Genomic DNA, 23,941 nt, shown 5'->3' on the forward strand with positions numbered 1-23,941 from the left:
TCTTTCTGGCGATCGGATCAACCGCGGGCGGCGGCAAGGGATTCCCGGGCTGTCGCGGCGACGTTCTCGGCGGTGAAGCCGAACTCGGCGAACAGGGTCTTGGCATCGGCGGAGGCGCCGAAGTGTTCGAGGGAGACGATGCGTCCTGCGTCACCCACGAACCGGTACCACGTGAGACCGATCCCGGCCTCGACCGCAACGCGGGCCTTCACGGACGGCGGAAGGACGCTGTCGCGGTACTCGCGCGACTGCTCCTCGAACCACTCCACGGACGGCATCGACACCACCCGGGTGCCCACGCCCTCGGCCTCCAGCCGCTCCCGCGCCTCGACGGCGAGGTGGACCTCGGAACCGGTCGCGATGAGGACGACGTCCGGGGTCTCGGTGGAGGAGTCCTTGAGGACGTAACCGCCGCGCGCCGCATCGGAGTTGGGCTCGTACGTCGGCACACCCTGGCGGGTCAGCGCGAGGCCGTGCGGGGCGGGCTTCGTGGCGTGCCGCTTGAGGATCTCGGCCCAGGCGATGGCGGTCTCGTTGGCGTCGGCGGGGCGGACGATGTTCAGGCCCGGGATGGCGCGCAGCGAGGCGAGGTGCTCGACCGGCTGGTGGGTGGGGCCGTCCTCGCCGAGACCGATGGAGTCGTGGGTCCAGACGTACGTCACCGGGAGCTGCATCAGCGCGGAGAGGCGGACGGCGTTGCGCATGTAGTCGGAGAACACCAGGAAGGTGCCGCCGTAGACACGGGTGTTGCCGTGCAGGGCGATGCCGTTCATCTCGGCCGCCATCGAGTGCTCGCGAATACCGAAGTGGATCGTACGGCCGTACGGGTCGGCCTCCGGCAGCGGGTTGCCCTTCGGGAGGAAGGACGACGTCTTGTCGATGGTGGTGTTGTTCGAGCCGGCCAGGTCCGCGGAGCCGCCCCACAGCTCGGGCAGGACCGGTCCAAGCGCCTGGAGGACCTTGCCGGAGGCGGCGCGGGTGGCGACGGAGGAGCCCGCCTCGAACACCGGGAGGGCGTCCTCCCAGCCCTCGGGGAGCTGACCGGCGACGATCCGGTCGAAGAGCTTCGCGCGCTCCGGCTGGGCGCCGCGCCACTTGTCGAGCTGCTTGTCCCAGGCGGAGTGCGCCTCGGCACCCCGGTCCAGGGCCCGGCGGCTGTGGGCGATGACCTCGTCGGCGACCTCGAAGGATTGCTCCGGGTCGAAGCCGAGGACGCGCTTCGTGGCGGCGATCTCGTCGGCGCCGAGCGCGGAGCCGTGGGCGGCTTCGGTGTTCTGGGCGTTTGGAGCGGGCCAAGCGATGATCGTGCGCATCGCGATGATCGAGGGGCGCCCGGTTTCGGCCTGCGCGGTCTTCAGCGCCGTGTACAGCGCGTGGGGGTCGATGTCGCCGTCGGCGGCGGGCTCGATGCGCTGGGTGTGCCAGCCGTAGGCCTCGTACCGCTTCAGGACGTCCTCGGAGAAGGCGGTCGCGGTGTCGCCCTCGATGGAGATGTGGTTGTCGTCGTAGACGAAGACGAGGTTGCCGAGCTTCTGGTGGCCGGCGAGGGAGGAGGCCTCGGCGGAGATGCCCTCCTCCAGGTCGCCGTCGGAGACGATCGCCCAGATGGTGTGGTCGAACGGCGACTCGCCCGCGGGGGCCTCGGGGTCGAAGAGGCCGCGCTCGTAGCGGGCGGCCATGGCCATGCCCACCGCGTTGGCGACACCTTGTCCGAGCGGTCCTGTCGTGGTCTCCACACCGGCCGTGTGCCCGTACTCGGGGTGACCAGGCGTCTTCGAACCGTGCGTCCGGAACGCCTTCAGGTCGTCCAGCTCCAGCTCGTACCCGGCGAGGTACAGCTGCGTGTACAGCGTCAGCGAGGTGTGGCCGGGGGAGAGGACGAAGCGGTCACGGCCGGTCCACTCGGGATCGGCGGGGTCGTGACGCATCACCTTCTGAAAGATCGTGTACGCGGCCGGAGCCAGGGCCATCGCGGTGCCGGGGTGGCCGTTGCCGACCTTCTGTACCGCGTCAGCGGCCAGAACGCGGGCGGTGTCGACGGCTCGGCGGTCGAGATCGGTCCACTCGAAGCTGTCAGGTGTGTGCGCGTTCATCTTCAAGAAGTCCTCGGTAAGAGCGGAAGAACTGCTCGGACGTCTTCAAATCTAAAAGTCTGACTTTTACGAGGGAAGGTGCCGGTGTGCCAGCCTGTGGTGAAACTGGGACACCGGTAGCAACGCTGAGGCGGCACGAGAAGGACATGACGGACAGAACTATCCAAGACGTCGGCGGTGACGGCGACGTGATCAGAACGTTTCCCTTCCCTGTCGATCTGAGTGTCTGCGGCGTCGGCATGCAGGTCGGCTCGATGGGCACCGACCGCACCTGGCACGCCGACGCGCCCCTGCACCGCGTCCACCGCATCGACTTCCATGTGGTGATGCTCTTCTCCGGCGGCCCGGTCCGCCACATGATCGACTTCGCCGAGTACGAGGTGACGGCGGGCGACGTCCTGTGGATCCGCCCCGGCCAGGTCCACCGCTTCTCGCGGTTCGACGAGTACCACGGCACCGTCCTGACCATGCAGCCCGGCTTCCTGCCCCGCGCCACGGTCGAGGCGACGGGCCTGTACCGCTACGACCTCCCGCCCCTGCTGCACCCCGACGAACCCCGGCTCGCCGCTCTCCGGTCCTCGCTCGCCCAGCTGCAACGCGAGTACGAGGACACGGAGACACTCCCGCTGAGCCTGCACACCTCGGTCCTACGACACTCCCTGACGGCGTTCCTGCTACGGCTCGCGCATCTCGCGGCCAGCTCGGCGGAGGCGGCCAGGCAACAGGCCGACACGACGTTCACGCTCTTCCGCGACGCCGTCGAGAAGGGCTTCGCCACCAACCACAGCGTCAGCGCCTACGCCGACGCCCTCGGCTACTCCCGCCGTACCCTCGTCCGCGCGGTCCGGGCCGCGACCGGTGAGACTCCCAAGGGCTTCATCGACAAGCGGGTCGTCCTGGAGGCGAAGCGGCTGTTGGCCCACACGGATCTGCCGATCGGCCGCGTCGGGGCGGCAGTTGGCTTCCCGGACGCGGCGAACTTCTCCAAGTTCTTCCATCAGCACACGGATCTGACGCCGGCGGGGTTTCGGGCGGAGCTACGGTGACGCATGAGTGATGCCTGGTCCGCGCTGTCCGAGGGCTTCCGGCCCACCGAGCGCGTCGCCCGGGACTGGCTGTCGGGTCTGGGCCTGAACCCGGCCGCCCCGGCGGAGGTGCTGGTCAGCCTCTTCGACGCAGGGGAAGCGAGCTTTCTGTACCGTGCGGATCTTCCGGCCGGCGTCCTGGATGCGGCCGTGGTCCATCCGTCGAGACGTGTCTGGGGGAGGGCCGCGGAGAGCGGGAGGCTCTCACGCGACCAGTGGGACCGACTCCTGGCCGCCACCGCCGAGTTGGCCCTTCACGGGGTGCTGGCCGAGATGGCGGAGGAGCAGGACGACAGCCGACGACGCGGCGCGCGCGTCGGTGTGAACCGCCCGCCGTCACCCGACTCCCGCCCGCCCGCCACACCGGCCGAGATCGCCGCCATGGCCGAGACTGTCCCCGACATCACGGCGGACGACCGCAGCTACGCCCTGTGGTGGGTCGCGGCCCTGCACGACGACCCGGCCGCGATGAGGCAACTGGCCTCATCCGCCAACCTGTTGATCCGCCGCAGCGTGGCCCGCGCCCTACACCTTCCCCTCGACGTCGTGGACCTGCTGGCCCACGACGAGGACCGAGTCGTGCGGCTCTTCCTCACCGAGTCCTGCGACGACGCCCCCGCGGACCTGCTCCTCGACGTGTGGACCTGGTGGTCCGGCAGCTTCTCGTTCCCCGGCCGCCCCCGCAACCACCCCAACTTCCCCCGCGACGGCCTGCTGCGCTTCGCCGACGCCCCCCAGCCGCGCCTGCGCCTTCTCGCACTCGACGATCCCGCGTCGAGCGCAGACCTTGTCGAACGGTTCAGCCGAGATCCCGACAACGAGGTGCGAGGGCGCGCGGCGGAAGACCGGCGACTGTCCCCCGATTCCGCGGTCAGGCTGGCCCAGGACAGCGCCTGGGAGGTGTACCACCCGGCCCGGCGAAACCCGGCCCTGCCCTCGGCGTCCCTGGTGCCGCTGCTCCTCGACGAGCGCAGCGCCCTGGACGCCGCCCGGAATCCGGCCCTCCCCGTGGCCGTCATGCACCGCATGATCGCGCCGGCGGGAAAGGAGCAGGGGCCCCACGCGCACGCGTGAAGCCCCTTGCCCCCGTGGCGAGTCGGGATCAATGCCCGAAGTCGAACCAGTTCACGTTCACGAAGTCGGCCGACTGGCCGCTGCTGAAGGTGAGATAGACGTCATGGGTGCCGGTGACCGAGCTGATGTTCGCCGGAACCGTCTGCCATGACTGCCAGCCCCCGGTGTTGGCCAGCGAGAAGCTGCCGATCGGCGTCGCGGTCGGACTGTCCAGGCGTACCTGCACCAGACCGCTCACCCCGCTCGCGGCACCGCTCGCGACCCGGCCGTAGAACTGGGTGGCCGCCGTGGAGCCGAAGTTGACGCCCTTGTAGAGCGCCCAGTCGCCGTTGGCTATCGAGCCGATGTCCTGGCCGCCGCCCGTGTCCGTGGTGGTCTCGGCGATGGTGCCGGACTGGCTGTCGTACGACTCGGCCTGGATGGCGCTGTAGGCGTCCCGGTTGCCGGTCGGCGGGGTCGTGGTACCGCTCCCACTGCCCGTGGACTGGAGCACCTGGACGTAGTCCACCGTCATCGGGTGGTTCGGGTCGGTGGCGCTGGTCGGGCCGCCGCCGTACGCCGCCGGGAAGCCGCCGCCCATCGCCACGTTCAGGATGATGAAGAAGCCGTGGTTGGTGGCGTTGGCCCAGGTGGTGGCGTCGACCTGGCTGGCGTTCACGGTGTGGAAGTTGACGCCGTCGAGGTAGAAGCGGATCTGCTCGGGGCTCGTGGACCGGTCCCACTCCATGGCGTAGGTGTGGAAGCCGGCCTGGCAAGTGGTCCCGGTACAGGCGGTGTTGCCGCCGATGCCGGTCGTCTCGTTGCAGGGACCGCCCGGACTGGTGCCGCAATGCATGGTCGCCCAGTCGGTGTTGAGACCCTGGACGTTCTCCATGATGTCCAACTCGCCGACGCTGGGCCAGTTCTGGTAGTTGCCCCGGTACGGCGCGCCCAGCATCCAGAAGGCGGGCCAGTAGCCGAGGGCCGACGAGCCCGTGACGTTCGGCATCTGGATACGGGCCTCGACGCGCAGCTTCCCGCCGGCCGGCGGCTGGAAGTCGGTGCGGTTGGTCTCGATACGGCCCGAGGTCCAGTTGCCGGAGGCGTCCCGGCGCGGGGTGATCAGCAGGTTGCCGTTGCCGTCGAGTGCCACGTTGTTGGTGGAGGAGGTCATCGACTCGACCTCGCCCGTGCCCCAGTTCGCGGCGCCGCCCGGGTACGAGGTCCCGGTGTCGTACTGCCAGTTGGTGGTGGAGACACCGGTGCCCGCGGAGCCGTTGAAGTCGTCCAGGAAGACCTGAGTCCAGCCCGACGGGGGCGTGGGCGCGGACGCGTTCGCGGGCAGGGTGAAGGCCGTGGCAGTGGCGGCCGCCAGGCCGAGGGTGCTGAGGACGGCGATCAGGACGCGCCTGAGGGGACGGGGTCTGCGCTGCGTGCCGGAGGTTTCACTCATGGGTGCCTCTCGGATACGGAGTGGGGATGCGGGTGCCCCAGCTGGTTGAGAGCGCTCTCACGCAGTGGGTGCGCGGTCAATGTGCTCTCAGCCACTCCGGCCGTCAAGAGGTGAAGCCGTGAAAGTACTTTCGGTGTACGGGAGTTCAGACGGTGAAAGAGGGAGGTTTCCGAGATGTCGCCCCCGAGGGGTCAGAGAGCGCTTCCTGCCTTCCAGTCCGCCCACGACAGGTTCCAGCCGTTGAGGCCGTTGTCCGCCGCGACGGTCTTGTCGCCGGAGTTCTTCACGATGACCACGTCACCGAGCATCGAGCTGTCGTAGAACTTGTAACCCGCGACGGAGCTGTTGTCGGCCCCCTTGGCGTCGTGCAGGCCCACGCAGCCGTGGCTGGTGTTCTCGCTGCCGAACACCGAGGTGGACGCCCAGTAGTTGCCGTGCACGAAGGTGCCGGAGGTCGTGAGGCGCTGGGCGTGCGGGACGTCGGAGATGTCGTACTCGTCGCCGAGCCCGACCGTGGAGGACTCCATGCGGGTCTGCTTGAACCGTTCGCTGATCACCATGATCCCGGCCCAGGTGGTGTGCTGGGCGTTGCCGCCGCTGACCGGGTAGGTGGCGAGGGTCTTGCCGTCCCGCTTGACGACCATCTCCTTGCTGGACAGGTCCACCGTGCTGATCTGCTCGCGGCCGATGGTGAAGGTGACGTCCTTGGACTGGACGCCATAGATACCGTCCTGGCCCTCGATGTCCTTCAGGCGCAGGCTGAGGGTGATCTTCGTGCCGGCTGCCCAGTACGTCTCGGGGCGGAAGTCGAGCCGGGTGTCGCTGAACCAGTGTCCGACCACCTCGACGGCGGGTTCGGCGGTGACCGTGATCGCCTTCTGGACTTTGGACCGGTCCTTGACCGCGTGGGTGAAGTTGATCGACACGGGCATGCCGACTCCGGAGGTGGAGTTCGCCTCGGGGGTGAAGTAGCCGACGAAGGTCTCGCCGGGTGATTTCGTGGTGAAGGTCACCGTCTTCGCGGCGGCGCCCTGTGCCTGCGCCGCGACCGTGTACTTCGTGCCCGAGTACGGGTTCTTCGCGGACGTCCACTTCGTCTTCGCGTCGTTGAACGTCCCGGCCAGCGTGGAGCCGTCGTTGCCGGTCACCTTCACGGTGGTGAGCGTGCCGTCGGCCACGCTGACCGTGACCGGGGTCGTGAAGTCGGCCTTCTTGGTGCCGTCGGCGGGCGAGACCGTGACGGTCGGCGCCTTCGCGGCCTTCACGGACGCCGTCGCCGACGAACCGCCGGAGGACGAGCCCTCCGCGGCGCCCGCCGAGCCGCTGCAGCCGGTCAGAACGGCGGCGGCCGGTACCACCCCGAGCACGGTGAGGACCCCGCGACGGGACCACCTCTCCGACTTCTCCTCGGACCGGTTGGATATGTGCGACACGCCCACGGCACGCCTTCCTCCGCATGTCGCGCACACCCCCTGGCCGTACGCGACGAGATCACCAGTGCCGTTGCATCCTGCGCCACTTCCCTGGATTGAATCTTTGAATCCCAGGGGCTCCACCTGAGATTCCTGTGAAGAGAGCCTGAAGGAAGGCCTGAAACCACGGTTGCCGGACGCCGCGCGAGTGTGAACAGAGTATGAAGGCGCCGACCGGTGCCCTGAGTATCCGGTGAGATCCCCGTCCCGCCATGGTTTCCCCACCTGTCCGGTCGGAATAGTGAGGAAGGAACTGAAGGCGGAGTTCCGCTTCGGCGGCTCCGCGGCAGACCACGCCGGAGGTATTCGTGACCGAAGTCCGCAAGCGGCCCACCGTGGCGATCGTCGGAGCCGGAGCGGCAGGCACCCTGACCGCCGTCCAGCTGTGCGAGACGGCCACCCGCCGCCGGACCCCCCTCGACCTGGTGCTCGTCGACCCGGCCCCGGAAGCCGGCCGCGGCACCGCCTACGCCACCCCCGATCCACGCCACCGGCTCAACGTCCCGGCGGGCGGCATGAGTTGCTACCCCGACGACCCCGGCCACTTCACCCGCTGGCTCTGCCGGCACGGCGAACCCACCGTCAACAGCACCGACTTCGCCACCCGCTACCGCTACGGCGCCTACCTCGCCGACACCCTCGCCCAGGCCGTCGTCCGCTCCCAGGGCACGGTCTCCGTACGCCGGCTGCGCACCCGCGCGGAGAGCTGTACCGGCACCCCCGAAGGCCCGGTGGAACTCCACCTCGCCGACGGGGGACTCCTCACCGCCGACAGCGCCGTCCTGGCCACGGGCCCCGCCGCCCCGACCGCCGCCTGGGCCCCGCCCGCGCTGCGCACCTCGCCCCGCTTCGTCAACTCGCCCTGGACACCCGGGGCGTTGGACGCCGTACACGAGGACACCGCCGACATCCTCCTCGTCGGCACGGGCCTCACCGCCGTGGACCTCGCCCTCACCCTCGACCGCCCCGAACGCACCGTCCACGCCGTCTCCCGCAGCGGACTCCTGCCGCAGCCGCACGCGTTGGGACCGGCAGGTGCGATGGAGGCGCCGAGCTGGCCCCGCGACCTGACACTGAGCGGCCTGCGCCGAACCGTCTACCGACACGTCAGCCGCTCCGTCCGCACCCACGGCGACTGGCGCCCCGCACTCGACAGCATGCGCCCGCACACCACGAGACTCTGGCGCAGCCTCACCCCCGAAGAACGCGGGGAGTTCCTCGCCCACGAGGGTGCCGTCTGGAACACCCACCGCCATCGCATGGCGCCCACCACCGCCGAGTCGGTGACCCGGGCCCGCACCGCCCGGCGCCTCCAGGTGCATGCGGGCACGATCGCCGACGCGGTGGAGTCCGGTGGGCAGTTGGTTGTCACGCTCTCCAACGGCCGTACGGTGTGCGTGGGTTGGGTGGTGGACTGCACGGGACCGGGGCAGCGGCTCGAAGACCCTTTGTGGCGTGGCCTGTTCGAGAGCGGGGCGGCCGTGCCAGGCCCGCTCGGCATGGGGGTGACCACCCGCGACGGACGTCTCCTCGACGCCCAAGGCCGTTCCGCACGGCCCCTGTTCACGCTCGGCGCCCCCAGGCGCGGCGAACTCTGGGAGACCACCGCGATCCCCGAGATCCGCGTCCAGGCCGCTGCCCTGGCTCAGCAGTTGCTGGTGCCACCGGCACGCCGCGCCGCCCGCCGCAGGCCTGTCGACGGACTCGGACTCCCGCTGTCGACCCACGCCGAGGCCGCCACCGCGTACCGCAACGGGCTCGACCGGGTCCTCAAGGTGCGCGCCGGAGCCGAGGACGCCTTCGCCCGCGCGGTCGCCCTGGACCCCGGATTCGCCCTGGGACACGCGGCGTTGGCGCTGCTCGGCCACGAGTGCGGGGCCGCCGTCGACGTACCCAGGGCGCTCGCCGACGCCCAGCGCTCCGCACAGGAACGGGCCGACGAACGCGAACGCTCCTTCGTGGACGTGATCACGCGCCGCGTCCAATCCGCCGACGGGGACCGCGCGTTGATACGACACCTCGACGCCCACCCCGCCGATGCGCTCGCCCTCGCCGCCGCCGTACCCACCATCGCCTTCTCCGGCGTCACCGACCTGGACGACGACTACGCGCTACGGCTCGTCGAGCACACGTCCCCCGCCTACGACGGGCACTGGTTCCACACCTCGCTGCTCGCGTTCCTCCGCCAGGAACAGGGCCGACTGCACGAGGCGGGCGAACTCGCCCACCGCGCCCTGGCAGTTGAGCCCGCATCCGGCCACGCCGTGCACGCGCTGGCCCACGTCCACTACGAGTCCGGCGCCCACGAGGCGGGCCGGGACTGGCTCGACGGCTGGGTGTCCGGGCAGGGCCGGGGCGCCGTCCACCGGGCCCACTTCTCCTGGCACATCGCCCTGCACGAACTCGCGTTGGACGACCCGGCCGCCGTACGAAAGCGCTGGTTCGCCCAGTTGGCGCCGGGGCGGGTGACCGGGGTGCGCGCACTGGTCGACTCCGGGTCCCTGCTGTGGCGGGCCCGGCTCAGCGGCAACTGGCAAGGGGAGCTGCCGACTTCGGACCTCCTGGATTCGGTGGCCTGTGAGGTGCTGGAGCGGCCCGCGACCGCGTTCACCGCCCTGCACGCGGCGGTGGCCCTAACCGCCGCCGGTGACCTCCCCGCCCTGCGCCGCCTCCGCGACCACGCGGCGGGCGCCGACCCGGTGCAGCGCGAGGTCATCGCCCCGCTCTGCGACGCCTTCGCCGCGCTCGTCGAACACCGCTTCCACGAAGCCGCCCACGGCCTCGACGCACTGCTGCCGGTCCTGCGCAAGGTGGGCGGCAGCGCGGCCCAACGCGAGGTCGTCGAGGAGACGTTGCTGTACGCGCTGGTGTCGGCGGGGCGGTGCGACGCGGCACGCCGGTTGCTGGACGCCCGGCTGGACCGGAAGGCGGCGCCTCGGGATCGGCGGATGTTGGCGGGGTTGCCCGGGTGAGACGGGTGGGACGAGTGGGCGCCGGACGTGTGTCCCGTCGTAGGTACGTGTCCGTGTCTGTGTGCGATGTCGTGGTCAGTCGGGAGTGGACCGTTCCTGGGGCTCGTCCTCGGGTGTCGAGGGGAGGCTGAGGGTGGCCTCCAGGCCCCCGGCGGGGGCGGCGCCGAGGTGGAGTGTGCCGTGGTGGAGGTGGGCCTGCTGGTCGACGAGGGCGAGGCCGAGGCCTGAGCCGGGGGAGCGGGTGCGGGCGCCGCGGGTGAACCGGTCCTTCATGGCCTGGCGTCGGTCGGCGGGGATGCCGGGGCCGTCATCGCCGACGGTGATCCGAACTGTGTCGGTGTCGTGGGTGAGTTGGACGTCCACGGTGCCTTCGGGGCGGCCGTGGAGGGCCGCGTTGTCGAGGAGGTTGTCGACGGCCAGGCGCAGGCCGACGGGCCAACCGTGCACGGTCGCGGGGGAGTTGGCCGTCAGCCGGTAGGTGGTGGTGGGGTGGCGGTGTGCCGCGTGGGCGACGGCCTCGTCGAGGAGTTCGCTCAGTACGACAGGGGTGCGTTCGGGCAGGGCGTGCGCGTCGCCGCGGGCCAGGGTCTGCAGACCGGTGAGGAGCGCGGTGATACGGCGGTGCTCCGCGCCCATCGCCTCCAGGGCGCGGGCCCGTTGGGGAGCGGGGAGGTCGGGGTTGCGCTGGAGGGTCTCCAGGGTGACCCCGAGGCTGGTGAGCGGGGTGCGCAGTTCGTGGCCCGCGTCGGCGGTGAAACGGCGGGTGGAGTCCATGCTGACGCGCAACTGGTCCAGCATGCTGTTCAGGGCGTGGGAGAGGTCCGCGACCTCCTGTGGGCGGGTGACGGCGGGGAGTTGGGGCCCGGCCGTGTCCGCGCTGATCGCGAGGGCGCCGGTCCGCAGGCGTTCGAGCGGCTGGAGGATGATCCGGGTGAGCAGCCAGACGCCCCCGGCCGTGGCGAGGGCGGCGAGGAGGGTGACGGCGGCGACGATCGCGGTGTTGTCCGTCAGCCGCCGTTCGATGGGGTCGATGTCCTGGAGGACTTCGAGGCGCTCCCCGGTGGTGCTCAGGGACCGGGTGAGTGAGCGCCAGGTCTGCCCGTCGGTGTCGATCGTGCGGTAGCCGTCGCGTGTGGGCACGGGGAGCGGGGCGGTCGGCGTCTCACCGTGCTGGGCGATCACCTTCCCGCCGGAGATCAGCCGCACCAGGCTCTGGCTGCCGGCCAGCAGACCGCCGTAGTCGTCCCCGTTCTCCTCGTCGGTACTCGGATGGTTGCCCTGGTCGCGGAGCTTGTCGGCGTCCTGGTCACCCTTCTCGGCGCGCGCGGCGAGTTGACGGTCCACGTCGGTGCGGTCGCGATGGTCGATCCGGGAGACGATGACCAGCCCGGCGAGTGCGACCACGACGGTCACCAGCAGGACGACAGCGGCCGTGATCCGGGAGCGCAGGCTGCGCGGCAGCCAGGTCATGGACCGGTCCACGGGCGGACTCCGGAGGTGATCCGGGGGCGTAGGCAGCGCGGCTGCCATGTCATGGGCGGGTGGGCGGCACCGCCCGTGGCCGTGTTCCGGGGGCGCGGGCCGTGCGGCAGCCACGTCGTGGGCCGGTGCGCGGGACGATCGCGACCGTGATCGGAGCACAGGCCCCGTGACTGCCATGTCATGGGCGGGTGGGCAGGACCGCCCAAGGCGGTGGCCTGGGAGTGTGGGTTGCGGGGCAGCCCCGTCAGGGGCGGGTGGATACGGCCGCCCAGGGCCGTGATCCGGGGCTGTGGGCCGCGGGGCAGCCACGTCATGGACCGGTGCAAGGGACGACCACGGCCGTGAACGGAGCGCGGGCCGCGCCGCAGCCCCCTCACGGGCCAGTACGCAGGACGAAGCCGATCCCGCGGACGGTTCGCAGTACCCGGGGGCCGCCGTCGGCCTCCAGTTTCTTGCGGAGGTAGCCGATGAACACGTCCACCACGTTGGTGTCCACGTCCCAGGTGTATCCCCAGACCTGCTCCAACAGCTGGGCCCGGGACAGGACTTGGCCGGGCCGGTGGGCGAGGGCGAGCAGCAGGTCGAACTCGCGGGTGGTGAGCCGGAGTTCGCGTCCGGCCCGGGAGGCCACGCGGCGCGCGGGCTCGATCGCGACATCGCCGACGACCAGGGACCGCTCGGTGGTCGACTCGTGCAGTCGCACCATCGCGTGCAGGCGAGCGGACAACTCCGCGACGGAGAACGGTTTTACGACGTAGTCGTCCGCGCCCGCCGCGAGCCCGGTGACTCGGTCGTCGACCTCGTCGCGGGCGGAGAGCATGCACACCGGGAGCGTCCGGCCCTGGGCGCGCAGGGCACGGACCACCTCGACCCCGGACAGGCCCGGCATCGTCACGTCCAGGACGATCACCGACGGCGGCCGGCCGGCGACCTCGTCCAGTGCCGCCTCGCCGTCCTCGGCCAGCCGGACCGTGAAGCCCTCAAGACCGAGCCCCAGGTCCAGGGCCGCGCGCACGCCGGGATCGTCGTCGACCACCAGCACCTCCGGCTTCCGGCCCACCGCCGCCATGCAGCACCTCGACTTCCTCACCGGCACCCGCGGAACGGGCACCGTCGCCTGCCCCCAGGATCGGCGGCGAACGACAAGGAAGTCTAAGAACCACGCGGGCCCGTCCTCCCACCGAGCCGGTGTCGACCCAGGTCAGCGGCGCGCCCGCCGCTCCCGTCCGCCGGGTTTCTTAAGGCGGCCACAAAGAGCGTCGCAAGGGTGAGCACACGCCCTGGCCACCGGGGCACCCCCGGACCTTGCGACGAAGGAAGCCCGCCGATGACCCTGTCCACCACCCTGCCCCGCGGGCACCACAAGCCGCCCGCCGGGCCCCGCGGCGGGCGGTTCACGCTCGCCGACCCGCTCGGCGCGCTCGCGATCCTCTCCGTGGTCGCGGTCGCCGCCCTGTGGGTGATGAACCAGGGCGGCCCGGTCTCCCTCACCAGCTCCGACCGGGCGACCGGCTCCCTCGGCCTGCTCGCCGGCCTGCTGGCCTCCGACCTGATGATCCTCCAGGTCGTCCTCCTCGCCCGGATCCCCTGGGTGGAACGTTCCTGGGGCCACGACCTGCTCACCCGCCGCCACCGCCTGATCGGCTTCGCCTCGTTCTGGCTGATGACGGCCCATGTCACCCTGTTCGCCGTGGAACGGTCCACTCGCGAACCCACGGCGATACCGGACGCACTCCTGAGCCTGTTCGTCACCGACTCATGGATGCTGTTCGCCACCGTGGGGACGCTCCTGCTGATCATGGTCGTGGTCACCTCGGTCCGGGCGGCCCGCCGCCGGCTGCGCTACGAGTCCTGGCACCTGCTGCACCTGTACTCCTACGCCGGCATCGCGGCCACCTTCCCGCACACCTTCACCGACGGCGCCGACTTCCACGAGACCTGGACCCGCGTCTACTGGTGGTGCCTGTACGGCTTCGCGTTCGCCGCCACGCTCCTCTACCGCGTGGCCCTGCCCGCCTGGCGCTCCTTCCGGCACCGCCTGCGCGTGAAGTCCGTGGTCACCGAAGCGCCCGGTATGGTCTCGGTCACGCTTACGGGGCATCGCCTGGACCGGATGCGAACCGCCTCCGGCCAGTTCTTCGTCTGGCGCTTCCTCGACGGCCCCGGCTGGTCCCGCGGCAACCCCTACACCCTCTCCGCCGCCCCCACCCCCGACCGGCTGCGCATCACCATCAAGGCCGCGGGCGACGGCAGCGAACGCGCCGCCCGCCTCACCCCCGGCACCCGCGCCCTGATCGAGGGCCCCTACGGCACCCTCACCGCCCGCCACCGCACCCGGCCCGGCATGCTCCTCATGGCCGCCGGAATCGGCATCACCCCCATGCGCGCCCTGATCGAGGACACCCCCTACGCCCCCGGCGAGGCCACCCTCATCTATCGCTACGGCGCCGACGAGCACGCCGTGTTCGCCGACGAACTCCGCGAAATCGCCACCCACCGCGGCGTCGAGCTGATTCTCCTCCCGGGCCCGCGCCGCGCCGACAGGTCATGGCAGGCGGCCGGTTCAGCGCACCACGACGGCACGCCCTGGCAGTCCGATGGACCGGTCCACCCCGCCCGGCAGGCCGCAGCTCCCGCCCACTTCGCCAACACTCCCGGCCGGGCCACCGGCTCCGCCCGCCTCGACAACGACGCCCAGGCCCTCAGGAACCTCGTCCCCGACATCGCCCAACGGGACGTCTACGTCTGCGGTCCGCCCGCCTGGATCACCGCCGTCCGCAAGGCCGCACGCGGCGCCGGAGCGCACCGCGACAGCATCCATACCGAAGAGTTCGCCTGGTAGCAGCCCTCCAGCGGCCCCCGTCGCCCCAGCAGCCCCCACCCCGTCAGACAGGAGCACACCGTGCGACGCATCACCCTCTGGTTCACCGCCACCCTCGCCGTGGCCGCGTTTCTCCTCGCCTTCCAGCTCAACGCCTCCGGCGCGACCGGCAAGTCCGGAGACGGCGGCGACCACATGCCGCCCGCCGCCGGCTCCACCGCCTCGGCCAAACCCGGGGACGGCACCTCCGGCGACGGCGACCACGTCGGAAAGCCCGGTGAGAACAAGTAGTTGCGTCACCGGCTCGCCAACTCCCGCTCCGAGGAAGCCTCTTCACGCACCCCGAACCTGTCGTGCGCCCGGCGCAACGGCTTCGGCGCCCACCAAGCCCGACGCCCGAGCAGCGCCATGGTCGCCGGAACGAGCAGCATCCGTACGACAGTTGCGTCGATCAGCACCGCGAGCGTGAGGCCGAGGCCGATCTGGAGGATGGGGGAGAAGCCGCCCGTCATGAAGGCGCCGAAGACGACCGCCAGGAGCAGGGCGGCGCAGGTGACCACGCGGCCCGAACGGCGCAGGCCGGTCACCACGGCCTCGCGGTCGTCGCCTGTACGGCGCCGGGCCTCGCGCATACGGGCCAGGATGAACAGTTCGTAGTCCATGGCGAGTCCGAAGGCGATGGCGACGATCAGCGGCGGCGCGGTCAGACTCAACGCGCCCAGCCCCTGGCCACCGAGGGCGCCCGCGAGATGGCCGTACTGGAAGACCCACACCACGGCGCCGAGCGCGGCCCCCAGGCTGAGCAGCGTCGTCGCGATCGTGCGCAGCGGGATCAGCACCGAGCCGGTGAAGGCGAACAGGAGGAGGAAGATTCCGGCCAGGACGGTCGCGGCGGCCCACGGGGCCCGGTCGGCGAGCATCGTGCGGAAGTCGACCAACCGGGCTGCCGTACCGGTGACTTGGACCGGTCCAGCGCCCCGCGTCTCGCGGACCCTGTGCACGAGGTCGGTCGCCGCTTCGCCGTCCGGGCTGCCGGACGGCTGCAGGGACACGATCGTGCCGCCGTCGGGCAGGGCGCGGGACGTGGCGGTGGGGGAGAGGGCGCGGACACGGTCGGCGGTCGCGGCGTCGGTGCCCGGTTCGAGGACGACGGTCACCGGCGAGACCCCGGTCCCGGCCGGGAAGTGCGCGTCTACCGTGTCGTACAACTGCCGTGCTTCGGAGCTCTTCGGGAGTTGCTGGGCGTCGCCGATGCCGATCTTCAGGCCGGTGACCGGCAGTGCCAGGACGAGCAGGGCCGGGACGACGACGGCCAGGACGGTGATCCGGCGGCGCGCCGCGAAGCGGGCCAGGCGGGCGAAGACCTGGCCCTCCTCGGCCTCCGGGGTGCCGCGTGCCGGGGCGATCCTGGCACCGAACCTGGTGAGCAGGGCGGGGAGCAGAGTGAGCGCGGCCAGCATGTCGACGACGACCACGGCCGCCACCGCCAGGCCCATGCTGCGCAGGAACGTGCTCGGGAAGACCAGCAGACCGGTCAGGCTGACGGCGACCGTGAGTCCGGAGAACAGCACGGTCCGGCCCGCCTGCGCCACCGTGCGATGCACGGCCTCCACCACGTCCTCCGTGTGCCGGCGCTCTTCGCGGAAGCGGACCAGCATCAACAGGGCGTAGTCCACGGCGAGTCCGAGCCCCAGCATCGTGGTCACCTGGATCGCGTACACGGAGATGTCGGTGACCTGACTGAAGCCGAACAGCGCCAGGAACGCCCCCGCGATCCCGCTCACCGCGATCACCAGCGGCAGCGCGGCGGCACGCAGCCCGCCGAACACCACGAGCAGCAGCGCCAGTACGACCGGCAGGGAGATCAACTCGGCGCGCTGCACGTCCTGTTGGGCGCGTTCGCCCAGCTGTTGGCCCAGCAACGGGCCGCCGCTGACGTGCACTTGGGGTGCGTCGATCTGCCGGATCCGGTCCGCCGCCGCGTCCACCGCGTGTTTCTCGGCGTCGTCGCCCAGGCCGCCGTCGAGCGTGACGGGGATCAGCAGCGCCCGCCCGTCCCGCGAGGTGAGGCCGCGGGTCGTGTACGGGTCCGGTACGGCGGCGATCCCGGCGAGGCGGCGCACGTCGGCCACGGCCCGCTCAACCTGGGCGCGCAGGGCAGGGTCGGAGACCGCGACGCCCTCGACGACACCGGTGACGGTCTCACCGGCCGGATCGACACGGTCGAGATACTGGGCGGCCAACTCCGATTCGGTGCCCGGGACTTCGGGCACGTTGTCGGACAGCCGACCGAACACGCCCGTCCCGAGCCCGAAGCCGAGCAGCAGGAAGAGCACCCAAACGAGCATCACGGTCAGCGGGCGGCGGGTAGCCGCCCGGGCGAGTGTGGAGAGCATGGTCCCTCCCGGCGGGTCATCGGATGACATTCCTCCCAGGCTCGTGCGGAAGGGGGTGTCGCCGGATCGCCGGGGCGGGGGGTTTCGGGGGCTCGGTCATACGGGGGAGGCGGAGGCGTTCCTCGCTCGTGCGGGGGAGGAATCCGCCCTGCCGCTAACGGAGTTGAGGGCACCGAGTCCCCCCAACACACACAGCGATGGCGCGCACATGCAGGGCCGTCCGGCAGACGCGGCCTCGCCCTGTCCGTGTCGGTGGTGGTGTCGGTCAGTAGCCGATGGTGAAACGGCGTTGGACGAAGCGCGGCAGTTCGGCCTCGTCGACAAGGGCGACGGCGGCGTCCTCCATGGAGACACGGCTGCGCCCGTCCGCGTCGAGTACCGGCTGGTCGCCACCGATACGGAACCGGCCCGTACGTTCGCCGGGTGCGATGTCCTCCGCGGGGCTGAAATACGTCCATAGCCGGTTGGAGGTGCGCAGGACGTTCAGGGCGTCGCGGTGGCCGCGCACCGCGGCGGCGTACTCCCTCGGCAGGCCGATCGCGTCGAGGGTCTCGTGCAGGAGCTCGTCGGAGTCGGCCCGCACGACTCCGGGCTCGATCTCCAGGCTGCCCGCTCCGCCGATGACGAGGAGCCGGGTCCGCGGGTAGCGCTCCAGCGCCTTCAGGAGTGCCCTCGCCGCGGCGGCGTACACCGTGGGATCGGCGATCGAGCGGGCCACGGTGTCGGCGATGTCCTCGGCGGCGTTGCCGGGCTGGAATCCGCTGATCAGCACGTCGAGGCCGGGGATGACGGCGGTGACGGCGTCGGCGTCGAGGACGTCGACGCTCTTCCAGACGACGTTCTCGCGGTCCTCGTCGATCCGCGTGGCGTCGCGGCTGAAGGCCGTGACGTGATGCCCCCGGTCGAGGGCCTCGGTGACGACGCGACTGCCGATGCCGCCCGTGGCCCCGATGACTCCGATGTGCATGGCTCTCCCTGGGTGGTTTGCTCGTACAGCCGTCTACCGCTGACTCCTGCCGACTGCCTTCACGGCATGCGGAGACTATACGGCGTGCAGTTTTAATACGGCACACAATATTGTGACGCTGTAGAGTCGGCGGTCATGGAACGCGTGGGAAGCACCAAGGGGCGCCGCGAGCGGCTGAGGGCCGAGACGACCGCGGAGATCAAGAAGGTCGCGCTGGAGTTGATGGCCTCGGGCGGACCGGACGCGATCACGCTGCGGGCCATCGCGCGCGAGATGGGCATGACGGCCAACGCCATCTACGGCTACTTCGCCACCCGCGACGACCTGGTCACCACGCTGATCAACAACGTCTACACCTCGCTCGCCGACACCGTGGACGCCGCTTGGGACGCCACCCCCGCCCAGGACCCGGCCGCCCGGATCCAGGCATGGGCCCACGCCTTCAGGAACTGGGCGCTGGCCAACCCCGAGGGCTTCCGCCTCATCTACGGCGACCCCGTCCCCGGCTACCGCCCGCCCGAGGGTGGCGCCGCTCCGGAAGCCGCCCGCCGTGTCTGCACCGGCATCACCGCACTCGCGGCCACGGCCTGGCCGCACGCCGAACTCCGTTACGCGGACGGTGACTTCGAGTGGTCCGACTTCGACCCCGGTCTGCTGGACAAGGTCCGCCCGGCCTTCCCCGACCTGCCCCCGGCCGCCGTGGCCCTTGCCCTGCGTATCTGGAGCCACCTGCACGGCCTGGTGTCACTGGAGATCTACGGCCACCTCCAGACCCAGGCCGTCAGCCCGGAGAAGCTCTTCCGCGAAGAACTGGCCCAGCTCACCCGGTCCTTGGGCATCACACCGCAAGCGCCCCGGCCCTAGGGCGCCCCCGGCGTCACCAGCCCCGTCTCGTACGCGCAGATCACCGCCTGCACCCGGTCCCGCAGCCCCAACTTGCCCAGCACATTGCTGACATGGGTCTTCACGGTGTGCTCGCTGACGAACAGGGTCGTCGCGATCTCGGCGTTGGACAGACCGCGGGCCAGCAGCCGAAGGGTCTCCTCCTCGCGCGCGGTGAGGAGCTCCAGACGCTGGGGCGTGACCTCGGAGGCGGCCTCCTCGCGGCGCCGGCGCACGATGTCCGCGACCAGCCGCCGGGTCACCGTCGGCGCGAGCAGCGAGTCGCCGGCCGCGACCACGCGTACGGCGTGCACGAGGTCGTCCCGGCGCACGTCCTTGAGGAGGAAACCGCTGGCGCCCGCGTACAGCGCCTCGTACACGTACTCGTCGAGGTCGAACGTGGTCAGCATGACGACCTTGCAGCTGGACTGCGCACACACCTGACGGGCCGCCTCCAGACCGTCCATGACCGGCATGCGGATGTCGAGCAGCAGGACGTCGGGCGCGTGCCGGCGCACCGCGGCGACCGCCTCGGCACCGTCCCCGGCCTCCGCGACGACCTCGATGTCCCGCTGGGCCTCCAGGATCATGCTGAACCCGCTGCGGACCAGCTCCTGGTCGTCGGCCACCACCACCCGGATGCTCATCCCAGGGCCGCCTGCCGGTCCGTCGCGACAGGCAGGCGCACGACGACCCGGAAGCCGCCGTCGGGTCCGCGGCCGGTCTCCGCCGAGCCCCCGCAGGCGGTCGCCCGTTCCCGCAGGCCGATCAGCCCGTGCCCGCCGACGGTGCCTGCCGGGCCCGCCGGGCCTCTTCCGTCGTCCGTCACCGTCAGCGCCAACTCGGTCTCCGTCCAGTCGAGTTCGACGGTGGCGGACGAGGCGTGCGCGTGCTTCACCGTGTTGGTGAGGGCCTCCTGGACCACCCGGTAGACAGCGACCTCGGTGTCGGGCGGCAGCGGGCGCGGCTCCCCGCTCGTCCCCAACTCGACGCGCAGGCCCGTGGATTCGGCGACCTGGCGCAGCAGACCGGGCAGGGCGCCGACGCCCGGCTGCGGCCGGTGTCCCGAACTGCCCGCCCGCTGTTCCTCCTTGAGCACCCCGAGGATGCGCCGCAGCTGCGTCATCGCGTCGCGTCCGGCCCCCGCGATGGCGTCGAACGCGGCCTCGGCCCGCTCGGGATCGCTGCGCACGACCACCGGCCCGGCCTCCGCCTGCACCACCATCAGGCTCACCGCGTGGGCCAGGATGTCGTGCATGTCCCTGGCGATGCGGGCCCGTTCCTGGACCATGGCCCGCGCGGTGTCGGCGGCGCGCTCCCGTTCCAGACGCCGGGCGCGGTCCTCCAGGGCGGCGGTGTAGGCGCGTTGGACCCGTCCAAGGGTTCCGAAGCCGTAGGCGCAGAGCAGGCTCAGCAGGTGGAAGGCGTACTCGAAGGGCTGGGCGTGCTCCTTGTGCTGCATGACCACGGACACGCCGACCAGCCAGCCCGCGAGCATCAGACGTCGCTGCCAGGGGAGGCACCGGGCCGCGACGGTGTAGACGGCCACGAGTCCGCCGTACATCACGTCCGGTGGTGGCGCGTGGTAGACCGCCATCGCGGGCGTGGCCGCCGATACCACCCACGCCGTCGCGAACGGTGCCCTGCGCCGCCAGACCAGCGGGACCGCCGTACCGGCCCCGAGCAGCCAGCCCTGCCAACTGAGCGGATCGCCGCCCTCGTCGGGGAAGAGCCATTGCAATGACACCGCGAACAGGACGAGCGCGGCGAGTGCCGAGTCGACGGCGTACGGATTGGCCGTCCTGAGCCGGGCGACGACCGGCGTGAACCAGTGCGATACGGACATGAGCGGCTCCTCGGGCATGGACCGTTCCAGTATCGCGAGGCGACCACCGGCCCGACCTCACCGGTGAGAGGGATATCCGAGCGGTGACCGAGCGGTCGTCACTGCTCCGGCCGCCACCCCAGCGCCCGCGAGATCCCGCGCGCCGCCAGCCGCACGGCCGGGACCAACGCCGGTACCTGGGCGTCCACTTGGGGCACCACGACCGACACCGCGGCCGCCACCGCACCGCCGGGCCCGTACACCGGAGCGGCCACCGACAGCGCGTCGTCCGTGATCTGACGGCTGCTCACCGCGACGCCGGTGTGCCGCACTTCGGCCAGCACTCGCCGCAGCCGTACCGGATCGGTGATGGTGTACGGCGTGAACGACGCCAACTGCCCTGCGCAGTAGGCCTCCTGGAGGTCCGGGTCGCCGTGTGCCAGCAGGGCGAGCCCCACCCCCGTGGCGTGCAGCGGCCAGCGCGCGCCCACCCGGATGTGCACACCGACCGCCGAACGGCCCGAGATCCACTCGGTGTAGACGACCTCCGTGCCGTCCCGCACCGCCAACTGCACGTTCTCGTGCGTCGATTCGTACAGGTCCTCCAGGAACGGCAGGGCCAGCTGGCGCAGGGCGAGGCCGCGGGGTGCGAGGGTCGCGATCTCCCACAGCCGTAGGCCGACGTGGTAGACGCCCGACGCGTCCCGCTCCAGCGCTCCCCACTCGGTGAGGGCGCCCGTGAGCCGGTGCGTGGTGGTCAGGGTGAGGCCGGCCCGGCGGCTGATGTCGGACAGGCACAGGGCCGTGTGCTCGTGGTCGAAGGCGGCGAGCACGGCGAGCAGCCGGTCGGGCGCGGACCGCGTCGCGGGCGCGGCCGACCGGGGGATCGCCGCGGACCGCGTGGTGGGCGCGGACCCGGTGGTCGTCGCGGACCGGGTGGTGGTCATGGCCGGGCCTCCTCCGTCCAGGGTCAGGCGAGTCCGTCCTCGGCGACCCGCTGCAACAGCGTGTGCAGGGTCTCCCGCTCGGTGGCGTCGAGCGGGCCCAGCAGTTCGTTCGTGACCCGCAGGCCGGCCTCGTCGGTGTCGCGCAGGAAGCCGCGGCCGTTCTCGGTCAGGACCACGATGCGGCTGCGACGGTCGTCGGGGGAAGGGCGACGCTCGGCGAATCCCAGCTTCTCCAGGTCGTCGACGAGGCCGACGATCGCGCTCGGGTCGTAGCCGAGGTGCGTGCTCAGCTCGCGCTGGAGGGCGCCCTCGGACGTGGCCAGGAAGCGGAGCAGCGCGTAGTGGCGCAGGCGCAGGCCCGACTCCTGGAGGAACGTGTTGAAGAGCTGGCCGGAGCGCAGGCCCAGCCGGTACAGGAGGTAACCGGTGTCCGCGTGCAGCCCGCGCATCCACGGCTCGTGCGCGTCGATCGGGGGGTTCGCGGCGTGCTGCTGGCGGGCGATGGCGGGCTCCCTGGGTCGAGGCCCCGGGCGGGGCCTGCGGTGGTTCCGGGCCAGTCTGACGCACATGGTCCATCGGCAACAACTATTGACGTCAACAATTATTGCTCTTAGCTTCGATCTCGTAGCAGCACCGGTGCCGCTCGTCTTCGCGTCCCGGTGGGCTTCGCAGCCGTATCGCCTTGTGAAGGGACCCGCTCGTGCCCAGCATCGATCTGACCGGCAAGGTCGCCGTCGTCACCGGCAGTGGCCGGGGCCTCGGCCTCGCCTACGCGCACGCCCTGGCCGCCCACGGCGCGTCCGTGGTCGTCAACGACATCGACGAGACGGTGGCCGAGCAGGCCGTGAAGTCGATCACCGAAGCGGGCGGCACCGCCGTCGCCGAGGTGGTCCCGGTCGGCACGACGGAGGCCGCCGAGCGGCTGGTGAACCGTGCCGTCGAGGAGTTCGGACGGCTCGACATCCTGGTCACCAACGCGGGCATCCTGCGCGACAAGGTGCTCTGGAAGATGACCGACGAGGACTTCGACGCGGTGATCACCACCCACCTCAAGGGCACCTTCACCTGCGCCCGCGCCGCCGCCGTACGGATGCGCGAGCAGGGCGAGGGCGGCAGCCTCGTCCTGGTCGGCTCACCGGCCGGCCAGCGCGGCAACTTCGGCCAGACGAACTACTCGGCCGCCAAGGCGGGCATCGCCGCCTTCGCCCGCACCTGGTCGATGGAGCTGGGCCGCGCGGGCATCACCGTCAACGCGATCGTGCCGGTCGCCGCGACCGCGATGACCGAGACGATCCCCGCGTTCGCCCCGTACATCGAGGCCATGAAGAACGGCGCCCCGCTGCCCGACTTCCTCCGCAAGGGCGAGGGCTTCGGCACCCCCGAGGACTGCGCCGCCCTCGTCCCCTTCCTCGCCTCCGAGGCCGCGCGCGGCATCACCGGCCAGGCCATCGGCATCGGCGGCGACAAGGTGGCACTCTGGTCCCACCCCCAGGAGATCAGCGCGGCCTACGCCGATGGCGGCTGGACCCCTGACACCCTGGCCGACGCCTTCCCCACCTCGGTCGGCGCCGAACTCCAGTCGGTCGGCATCCCCGCACCGAAGCTGCCGGAGGCGTGATGGACCTGAGTGAACTCGTCGCGATCGACGTCCACACCCACGCGGAGGTGTCCTCCAAGGGGCACTCCTCCCTGGACGACGACCTGCACGACGCCTCCTCCGCCTACTTCAAGGTCGAGGGCAAGCGGAAGCCGACCCTGGAGGAGACCGCCGCGTACTACCGCGAGCGGAAGATGGCCGCCGTGATCTTCACCGTCGACGCCGAGTCCGCGACGGGCACCGAGCCCGTCCCGAACGAGGAGGTCGCCGAGGCCGCCGCCGCCAACGCGGACGTGCTGATCCCCTTTGCGTCCATCGACCCGTTCCGGGGTAAGGCGGGCGTGAAGCAGGCGCGGCGCCTGGTCGAGGAGTACGGGGTCAAGGGCTTCAAGTTCCACCCCAACATCCAGGGCTTCTTCCCCAACGACCGGGCCGTCGCCTACGACCTGTACGAGGTCATCGAGGAGACGGGCACGATCGCCCTCTTCCACACGGGTCAGACGGGCATCGGCGCGGGCGTACCGGGAGGCGGCGGGATCCGCCTCAAGTACTCCAACCCCCTGCACGTGGACGACGTCGCCGCCGACTTCCCGCACCTCAAGATCATCCTGGCGCACCCGTCCTTCCCCTGGCAGGACGAGGCCCTCGCCGTCGCCACGCACAAGCCGGGCGTGCACATCGACCTGTCCGGCTGGTCGCCGAAGTACTTCCCGCCGCAGCTGGTGCAGTACGCCAACACCCTGCTCAAGGACAAGGTCCTCTTCGGCTCCGACTACCCCGTCCTCACCCCGGACCGCTGGCTCGCCGACTTCGAGAAGCTGCCGATCAAGGACGAGGTCAAGCCCAAGATCCTCAAGGAGAACGCCGCCCGCCTGCTCGGACTGACGTAAGGGACA

Annotated in this window: 19 protein-coding genes; 8 read left to right on the forward strand and 11 right to left on the reverse strand. The window is 71.2% G+C overall.

Annotated features, from left to right (window positions below; all coding sequences use genetic code 11):
- Positions 1-17 precede the first annotated feature (17 nt).
- Entirely contained in the window at positions 18-2,093 is a 2,076-nt protein-coding gene (gene tkt / locus AB0I69_RS13555) for a transketolase (RefSeq protein ID WP_363095780.1), read from the reverse strand.
- A 146-nt stretch (positions 2,094-2,239) separates the two neighbouring features.
- Between tkt and AB0I69_RS13560 the strand changes: the two genes are divergently transcribed.
- Positions 2,240-3,139 (forward strand): AraC family transcriptional regulator, encoded by a 900-nt coding sequence (locus AB0I69_RS13560; protein ID WP_363095781.1) that lies wholly within the window; start codon positions 2,240-2,242, stop codon positions 3,137-3,139.
- 3 nt (positions 3,140-3,142) lie between these two features.
- Positions 3,143-4,252 (forward strand): hypothetical protein, encoded by a 1,110-nt coding sequence (locus AB0I69_RS13565; protein WP_363095782.1) that lies wholly within the window; start codon positions 3,143-3,145, stop codon positions 4,250-4,252.
- 28 nt (positions 4,253-4,280) lie between these two features.
- On the opposite strand, the gene AB0I69_RS13570 is transcribed toward AB0I69_RS13565, so the two are convergent.
- Positions 4,281-5,684: a glycoside hydrolase family 16 protein gene (locus AB0I69_RS13570; protein ID WP_363095783.1), complete on the reverse strand. Its 1,404-nt coding sequence runs from the start codon at positions 5,682-5,684 to the stop codon at positions 4,281-4,283.
- Between the two features lie 191 nt (positions 5,685-5,875).
- On the reverse strand, positions 5,876-7,123 hold the full coding sequence (locus AB0I69_RS13575; protein WP_363095784.1) for an Ig-like domain-containing protein: 1,248 nt from the start codon (positions 7,121-7,123) through the stop codon (positions 5,876-5,878).
- A gap of 341 nt (positions 7,124-7,464) precedes the next feature.
- Between AB0I69_RS13575 and AB0I69_RS13580 the strand changes: the two genes are divergently transcribed.
- Entirely contained in the window at positions 7,465-10,128 is a 2,664-nt protein-coding gene (locus tag AB0I69_RS13580; RefSeq protein ID WP_363095785.1) for an FAD/NAD(P)-binding protein, read from the forward strand.
- A 75-nt stretch (positions 10,129-10,203) separates the two neighbouring features.
- Here AB0I69_RS13580 and AB0I69_RS13585 read toward each other — a convergent pair whose 3' ends face one another.
- Positions 10,204-11,598, reverse strand: coding sequence for a HAMP domain-containing sensor histidine kinase (locus AB0I69_RS13585; RefSeq protein WP_363095786.1), 1,395 nt, complete (start codon positions 11,596-11,598; stop codon positions 10,204-10,206).
- A 385-nt stretch (positions 11,599-11,983) separates the two neighbouring features.
- Complete coding sequence (locus AB0I69_RS13590; RefSeq protein ID WP_363095787.1) at positions 11,984-12,679, reverse strand: response regulator transcription factor; 696 nt, start codon at positions 12,677-12,679, stop codon at positions 11,984-11,986.
- Positions 12,680-12,937: 258 nt separating this feature from the next.
- Here AB0I69_RS13590 and AB0I69_RS13595 point away from each other — a divergent pair, with 258 nt between their 5' ends.
- Both AB0I69_RS13595 and AB0I69_RS13600 read left to right on the forward strand, forming a co-directional pair.
- Positions 12,938-14,452 carry a ferric reductase-like transmembrane domain-containing protein gene (locus AB0I69_RS13595; RefSeq protein WP_363095788.1) on the forward strand — a complete coding sequence of 505 codons (1,515 nt, stop codon included), beginning with the start codon at positions 12,938-12,940 and terminating at the stop codon, positions 14,450-14,452.
- 60 nt (positions 14,453-14,512) lie between these two features.
- Positions 14,513-14,722, forward strand: a complete 210-nt coding sequence (locus tag AB0I69_RS13600; RefSeq protein ID WP_363095789.1) for a hypothetical protein — start codon at positions 14,513-14,515, stop codon at positions 14,720-14,722.
- Between the two features lie 5 nt (positions 14,723-14,727).
- Here AB0I69_RS13600 and AB0I69_RS13605 read toward each other — a convergent pair whose 3' ends face one another.
- Both AB0I69_RS13605 and AB0I69_RS13610 read right to left on the reverse strand, forming a co-directional pair.
- Positions 14,728-16,827 carry an MMPL family transporter gene (locus AB0I69_RS13605; protein ID WP_363095790.1) on the reverse strand — a complete coding sequence of 700 codons (2,100 nt, stop codon included), beginning with the start codon at positions 16,825-16,827 and terminating at the stop codon, positions 14,728-14,730.
- A 265-nt stretch (positions 16,828-17,092) separates the two neighbouring features.
- Positions 17,093-17,794 carry an NAD(P)H-binding protein gene (locus AB0I69_RS13610; protein ID WP_363095791.1) on the reverse strand — a complete coding sequence of 234 codons (702 nt, stop codon included), beginning with the start codon at positions 17,792-17,794 and terminating at the stop codon, positions 17,093-17,095.
- A gap of 135 nt (positions 17,795-17,929) precedes the next feature.
- Between AB0I69_RS13610 and AB0I69_RS13615 the strand changes: the two genes are divergently transcribed.
- Positions 17,930-18,658, forward strand: a complete 729-nt coding sequence (locus tag AB0I69_RS13615) for a TetR/AcrR family transcriptional regulator (RefSeq protein ID WP_363095792.1) — start codon at positions 17,930-17,932, stop codon at positions 18,656-18,658.
- Here the strand turns inward: AB0I69_RS13615 and AB0I69_RS13620 are convergent.
- The 4 genes from AB0I69_RS13620 to AB0I69_RS13635 all read right to left on the reverse strand — a co-directional run bounded on the left by AB0I69_RS13620 (position 18,655) and on the right by AB0I69_RS13635 (position 21,897).
- Positions 18,655-19,323, reverse strand: coding sequence for a response regulator transcription factor (locus AB0I69_RS13620; RefSeq protein ID WP_363095793.1), 669 nt, complete (start codon positions 19,321-19,323; stop codon positions 18,655-18,657). The genes AB0I69_RS13615 and AB0I69_RS13620 overlap by 4 nt on opposite strands.
- Positions 19,320-20,522 (reverse strand): sensor histidine kinase, encoded by a 1,203-nt coding sequence (locus AB0I69_RS13625; protein ID WP_363095794.1) that lies wholly within the window; start codon positions 20,520-20,522, stop codon positions 19,320-19,322. The genes AB0I69_RS13620 and AB0I69_RS13625 overlap by 4 nt, the downstream gene beginning before the upstream one ends.
- Positions 20,523-20,620: 98 nt before the next feature.
- Positions 20,621-21,448: an IclR family transcriptional regulator gene (locus AB0I69_RS13630; RefSeq protein ID WP_363095795.1), complete on the reverse strand. Its 828-nt coding sequence runs from the start codon at positions 21,446-21,448 to the stop codon at positions 20,621-20,623.
- Between the two features lie 23 nt (positions 21,449-21,471).
- Positions 21,472-21,897, reverse strand: a complete 426-nt coding sequence (locus tag AB0I69_RS13635; RefSeq protein ID WP_363096136.1) for a MarR family transcriptional regulator — start codon at positions 21,895-21,897, stop codon at positions 21,472-21,474.
- Between the two features lie 251 nt (positions 21,898-22,148).
- On the opposite strand from AB0I69_RS13635, the gene AB0I69_RS13640 reads away from it, so the two are divergent.
- Complete coding sequence (locus AB0I69_RS13640; RefSeq protein WP_363095796.1) at positions 22,149-23,066, forward strand: SDR family oxidoreductase; 918 nt, start codon at positions 22,149-22,151, stop codon at positions 23,064-23,066.
- On the forward strand, positions 23,066-23,935 hold the full coding sequence (locus AB0I69_RS13645; protein WP_363095797.1) for an amidohydrolase family protein: 870 nt from the start codon (positions 23,066-23,068) through the stop codon (positions 23,933-23,935). The genes AB0I69_RS13640 and AB0I69_RS13645 overlap by 1 nt, the downstream gene beginning before the upstream one ends.
- The last annotated feature ends 6 nt before the right edge of the window (positions 23,936-23,941 follow it).

Source organism: Streptomyces sp. NPDC050508, assembly GCF_040655155.1.
Taxonomy (GTDB): Bacteria; Actinomycetota; Actinomycetes; order Streptomycetales; family Streptomycetaceae; genus Streptomyces.

Coding starts and splice junctions, on each gene's coding strand:
- AB0I69_RS13585 (WP_363095786.1), bottom strand. CDS start 11,598: ATGACCTGGCTGCCGCGCAGCCTGCGCTCCCGGATCACGGCCGCTGTC.
- AB0I69_RS13645 (WP_363095797.1), top strand. CDS start 23,066: ATGGACCTGAGTGAACTCGTCGCGATCGACGTCCACACCCACGCGGAG.
- AB0I69_RS13565 (WP_363095782.1), top strand. CDS start 3,143: ATGAGTGATGCCTGGTCCGCGCTGTCCGAGGGCTTCCGGCCCACCGAG.
- AB0I69_RS13570 (WP_363095783.1), bottom strand. CDS start 5,684: ATGAGTGAAACCTCCGGCACGCAGCGCAGACCCCGTCCCCTCAGGCGC.
- AB0I69_RS13605 (WP_363095790.1), bottom strand. CDS start 16,827: ATGCTCTCCACACTCGCCCGGGCGGCTACCCGCCGCCCGCTGACCGTG.
- AB0I69_RS13620 (WP_363095793.1), bottom strand. CDS start 19,323: ATGAGCATCCGGGTGGTGGTGGCCGACGACCAGGAGCTGGTCCGCAGC.
- AB0I69_RS13635 (WP_363096136.1), bottom strand. CDS start 21,897: ATGCGCGGGCTGCACGCGGACACCGGTTACCTCCTGTACCGGCTGGGC.
- AB0I69_RS13595 (WP_363095788.1), top strand. CDS start 12,938: ATGACCCTGTCCACCACCCTGCCCCGCGGGCACCACAAGCCGCCCGCC.
- AB0I69_RS13630 (WP_363095795.1), bottom strand. CDS start 21,448: ATGACCACCACCCGGTCCGCGACGACCACCGGGTCCGCGCCCACCACG.
- AB0I69_RS13610 (WP_363095791.1), bottom strand. CDS start 17,794: ATGCACATCGGAGTCATCGGGGCCACGGGCGGCATCGGCAGTCGCGTC.
- tkt (WP_363095780.1), bottom strand. CDS start 2,093: ATGAACGCGCACACACCTGACAGCTTCGAGTGGACCGATCTCGACCGC.
- AB0I69_RS13590 (WP_363095787.1), bottom strand. CDS start 12,679: ATGGCGGCGGTGGGCCGGAAGCCGGAGGTGCTGGTGGTCGACGACGAT.
- AB0I69_RS13560 (WP_363095781.1), top strand. CDS start 2,240: ATGACGGACAGAACTATCCAAGACGTCGGCGGTGACGGCGACGTGATC.
- AB0I69_RS13625 (WP_363095794.1), bottom strand. CDS start 20,522: ATGTCCGTATCGCACTGGTTCACGCCGGTCGTCGCCCGGCTCAGGACG.
- AB0I69_RS13615 (WP_363095792.1), top strand. CDS start 17,930: ATGGAACGCGTGGGAAGCACCAAGGGGCGCCGCGAGCGGCTGAGGGCC.